3 protein-coding genes are annotated in these 4,603 nt (G+C 51.9%); all 3 read right to left on the bottom strand.

Annotated elements, in window-relative coordinates; translation table 11 throughout:
- Window positions 1-138: 138 nt before the first annotated feature.
- The 3 genes from FYJ73_RS15420 to FYJ73_RS15410 all read right to left on the bottom strand — a co-directional run bounded on the left by FYJ73_RS15420 (window position 139) and on the right by FYJ73_RS15410 (window position 4,152).
- A complete protein-coding gene (locus FYJ73_RS15420) occupies window positions 139-1,695 on the bottom strand; it encodes a hypothetical protein (RefSeq protein WP_154535628.1) in 1,557 nt (518 codons plus the stop codon).
- 5 nt (window positions 1,696-1,700) lie between these two features.
- Complete coding sequence (locus tag FYJ73_RS15415) at window positions 1,701-2,780, bottom strand: HlyD family secretion protein (protein WP_154535627.1); 1,080 nt, start codon at window positions 2,778-2,780, stop codon at window positions 1,701-1,703.
- A gap of 61 nt (window positions 2,781-2,841) precedes the next feature.
- Window positions 2,842-4,152 (bottom strand): TolC family protein, encoded by a 1,311-nt coding sequence (locus FYJ73_RS15410; RefSeq protein WP_154535626.1) that lies wholly within the window; start codon window positions 4,150-4,152, stop codon window positions 2,842-2,844.
- Window positions 4,153-4,603: the final 451 nt, after the last annotated feature.

The following is a 4,603-nucleotide window of genomic DNA, read 5'->3' as shown; positions in this document are numbered from 1 at the left end:
GTGACTATGCACTAATACAGAGTGTTAACTTTTATTTTCAAAATATTAATCGTTTGTCAGTCAACATATTGCAATGTGCGATTATTCGCGGAAGCCTGTAAAATGGCAAGTGGGAAACTTTAGTAACTATGATTATCTTTATTCTTTTCCCAATTCCTTCCTCATCGCTCTGCCGATGGTGTTCCAGTAGGGCAGTCGCTTGAGGGTGCTGCGTACCGGCTGCACATGCCAGAGCATGAGCAAGAGCATGAAGGCACAGCCTATCAGACAGGTGACGCCATAGAGCTGTTTGATGGCCATGAGCATGCTGTCGAACACGGTGAAGGGCAGACCGCTGACGAGGTTGTCGGCGATATGGCGGCGCAGCGAGAAACCGTAGAGACCGCCGCCGATGGCACTGACCAGTCCGTTCCTCACGAAACCGGCGATCGTCAGTCCCATGAAGAAATGTTGGAAAGGCATGAGCTCCTCTAAGTAGAGCGTCAGCGTGGTGAAGAAGATGGCGTAGCCGAAGGTGCGGATGAAGGTGGGGAAGATGAGGCGCTCGAAATTCAGGGTCGGTGTGATGTAGAAATACATGCAGACCTGATACACTAACAGAAAGCCGAAGCCAATGGTCAGCAGGCGCGTGTAGGGCAGCCGGAGCATTTTCATCCACCACAGACAGAAAAGGCATCCCGTCATGCTGCCTATGATGGCCACGATGTTCTGTATGGACAACGTCATCATACCCCAGTGCATGATGGCACCGGTATATACGCTCTCCAAGGATGTTGATGTGGAGTTCATCAGCTCTGCCACGCCAAACATGAACAGGATCGGCCACAACGTCTTGTATTTGAAGGCTCTGTAGTCGAGATAGGCATGATGGATGTGGCGCATGCGCTGTAGGGCAAAATAGAAAGTGACGATGACTGCTCCCAGGACGTTGAGCCATAGCTCACTGTCCCACCAGTTGTAATGCTCCCCATAGTTGAACAGCCATATCAGCTCCAAGAGGAAAGCTGACCACAAGGCCAGTCCGAGCCAGTCGATGGAGATGAAAGGCAGCGGCTTCATGAAGCGGAACGGCTGTGTGCAGGTGTACATGAACAGCAGCACGAGCAGGAGCACGCCAACGATAAACCATTGGGTAGCCTGCCACGATCCACAGTAATAGGTGAGTTGCTGCGACATCCATGAGCTTGCGCTCATGTCGCCCAACACAACGATATAGAGCAGAGGGAAGAAGATCTCGAAGTGGCGCTTGGGCGTCATCCACAACTGGATATTGCTGAAGACCTCGAAGGTAGCCATCAGCTTGAAGAAGCAACAGCAATAGGACAACAAGCACATCAAAGGCAGCGTGAGAGCTACGTCGGTGAAGTTGACCAATGCCAGCGTGAGGAGGATACAGATGATCATTCCCGATATGGAGAACAGTTCCAACTGCCGGTTGGTGTATCGGAATTTCAGCCGGAAGAGGATGGGGAAAGGCATGGCCACGCCCACCACACCGCAGAGGAAGATGAAGGACACGTCTTCCCGCATAATCCCCAGGTCGCCCACCATCTGCTGCATGGAGCCCATATAGACGGTATTCACCATCTGGAAGATGACGGCACACAGCAGGTACAGCCAGGGCTGGACCTTTTTGGGGATGAAAGGTTTTATCATGGGCATCGCGAACGGACGCCCGATCATTGGATCTGCCATCAGTATTAATAATGTACTTCTGTTTCTACATTCAGTCCACTGAGCAGTTTTCGGATGTCAGCGACTTTGTTGTCACGAGTCAGTTCGATACGCACGGGCACGCGCTGCTCAACCTTGACGAAGTTTCCCGTGGCATTGTCTACGGGTTGTCCCGCATAGGCGGCACCGCTGGCGGCACTGATGCTCTTCACTTTTCCGTTGAAGGTCACACCGGGTACGGCATCGCAGGTGAAGGTGACAGCCTCGCCGTTGCTCACATGCTTCATCTGTGACTCACGGTAGTTGGCGATGACCCACACCTCGGCGTCGTCGACGACACGCGTCAGAAGCTGTCCGGGCTGCACGAGCTGTCCGACATAGATGTCTTTTCTGCCCACATATCCGTCGCAGGGCGCCGTGATGACTGTATAAGAGAGGTTGAGGCGTGCCAGATTCAACTGAGCATCGGCGACACTCTCTCCGGCGCGGCTCTGTCCGAGTCGGTAACGCTGCTCCCCTGCGACCCCTGCCGTTGCCGTACGGCTTGCCGAAGCCTGCGTGAGCCGGGCACGGGCAGCCATCCACCGGCTGTGCGCCTGCTCATAGCGGGTCTTGGCATTGTCGTATTGCTGTTGGGTGACGGCACCACGGCTGAGGAGGGCCGCAAAGCGGTTGAAGTCTTTCTTGGCATTGTCCATGTCTTCCTTTGCTTCACTGATACCTGCCGAGGCAACCTCCATGCCGGCAGCGGCCACGTTGACATTGTTGCCGGTGGTTCTGATGCCCGCACTCACCGCACCGCTGCCCTGACGGGAACCTTTCAGTCCGGCCTCAGCCTGTGCCAATGCCAGACGGAACTCAGCGTCCTCGATGATGACCAGGGTGTCGCCTTTCTTTACATGCTGAAACTCCTGGAAGCGTATCTCTTTGATGAATCCCTGGACGCGTGTGTTCACTGGCGAGATGTTGCGATAGGTCATTGCGTTGTCGGTGTAGACGACATCACCCAAGTGGATGAAACGTGCACACACATAGATGGCACCGAAGACGAGCAGTGCGATGACCAATAGATTATACGACCGTAAAATTTGCTTTCTCTTATTCATGTCTGATTTTTCTCTTGATGTGATTCTTTTTCCGTTCATCAGGAACGAAGGTGTACCGGATTTACAGTTCGCCGGCGACGTATTTCATTTTATAATAATTGTATGCGATATTGATTTTGGCATCCACCTCTCGCAGCTGTGCATCGAGCAGAGTGTTGCTGGCATCTATCATATCAGTGATAAGCGCCAGCTGGTTGAGGTATCTGTCATTCACTACCTGGTAGTTCTCCTGGGCCAGTTCCACATTCTTCCTTTCCGTGTTGTGCTCCACGAAGCTCTGGAGATATTCGGTGTAAGCGGCCTGTACCTGATTGTTGAGTTGTTCGCGCGTCACTTCCTTCTGCAACACAGCCTGTTGCGTGGCGAGACGGGCCTGATGCAGCTTCTTGTCGCTCTTGAAGAGTGAGGAGAGCGAATAGGTCACGCCGACACCGATATACCAGGTGTTGAGGTTCTTGTTGACAGGAGGCAGCTCGAAGGTGACGGGGCCGTCGAATCCTTCATGAGCCACCACGGCTATCTTCGGCAGCATCTCGCTACGTGTCAACTTCTCCTGTTTGCGTGTCATGTCGATACCGAGGTCGCTGAGCTGCAGAAGCGGCGAGGATGATGCAGCCTGCTGCTGCCAGCGGTCTTCACCCGCTTTCTCGTAAGCACCGTTGGCAACGTCGTCTGTGGGTACGATGGAGTCGTTGACACTGATGTTCAGCGTGTTGCACAACTGATGATTGGCTATGGCGCGGTAATTGGCTATCTTTGTCAGTTGCAACTGCAAGGTCTGCAACTGCAACTGATAGCGGGTGACATCATTCTTCAATGCCACTCCTTGCCGCTGTCGGTCCTCGATGTTGGCGATGAGACGTTGGGTGAGAGCAATATTGCTCTTCACCACCTGCTCGCGATTGGCGAGTTTCTGCAATTCTAAATACTGTCCTATAGCGGCGAAGCGGAGGTTCTGGCGCTGCACGGCTTTCTGGGTCTCCGCCTGCTTGACACCTAACGCAGCGAGCTCGATCCCGGCGTCGATGGCTCCGCCGGCATAGATGACCTGCTGTGCATCGAGGGCGAAGTTGTTGCCGAAATGCGGAGAAGAGAGTCCGTGGACGTTGGTAAAGTCACGGTCGGTAAGGAGCGCATTACCGATATAGCTCGCCGAGAGTGAGGTGTTGATGTCCGGCAACCGTTGGGCACGGGCACTCTCCCAACCTTTCTTGGCTGTGGAGACAGCAGCATCGCTGGCTTTCATGGTGCGGTTTTCTGTATCAAGAATACCAAACATGTCATGGATGCTCAGTCGGTGGGCTTTTTGCGCCGGGGCGCAGAGTGCTGAGGCAAGTGCTATGGTGAGCAATGCCTGTTTTGTTTTTATCATTTTTCGTCTATTCATTTGTATTCATCCTGAATTCTTCTACTCAAAGTAGTGTGCAACAGATAAACGCGTTGGAATCAAATGATTTTCCAAGGTGGAGGAAGGTCCTCTTCTGGTTTGCGAGTGCAAAGGTAGGGACATTTTGTGAACTATAGTTCACGAAAAAAGCGACGAAAGCATTCATTTCGGGAACAAAGGTGCAAAAAAACGCATCTTTGTTCGTAACTTTGCAAGCATGAATAACAAGAAATGCCAGTTGAAAGAGGTGACCGCCTCTTCTTTTTCCAATGAGCCACAGATCTTAGGCTATGGGGAGTTATTATTATGTTCTGAATTTTCGATTAATTTGTAGCGATAACGCAAGCTGCAAAGCCAATTATCTATAAATCAGTTTATATTTAACTTATTATGTTTTGTCATTTCATTTATTATTGTTACATTTGTAGCGGTAATC

It is taken from the genome of Hallella mizrahii, assembly GCF_009695775.1.
GTDB lineage: Bacteria > Bacteroidota > Bacteroidia > Bacteroidales > Bacteroidaceae > Prevotella > Prevotella mizrahii.
Note: the sequence above shows the minus strand (reverse complement) of the source record. Positions and strands in the feature narration are given on the sequence as shown.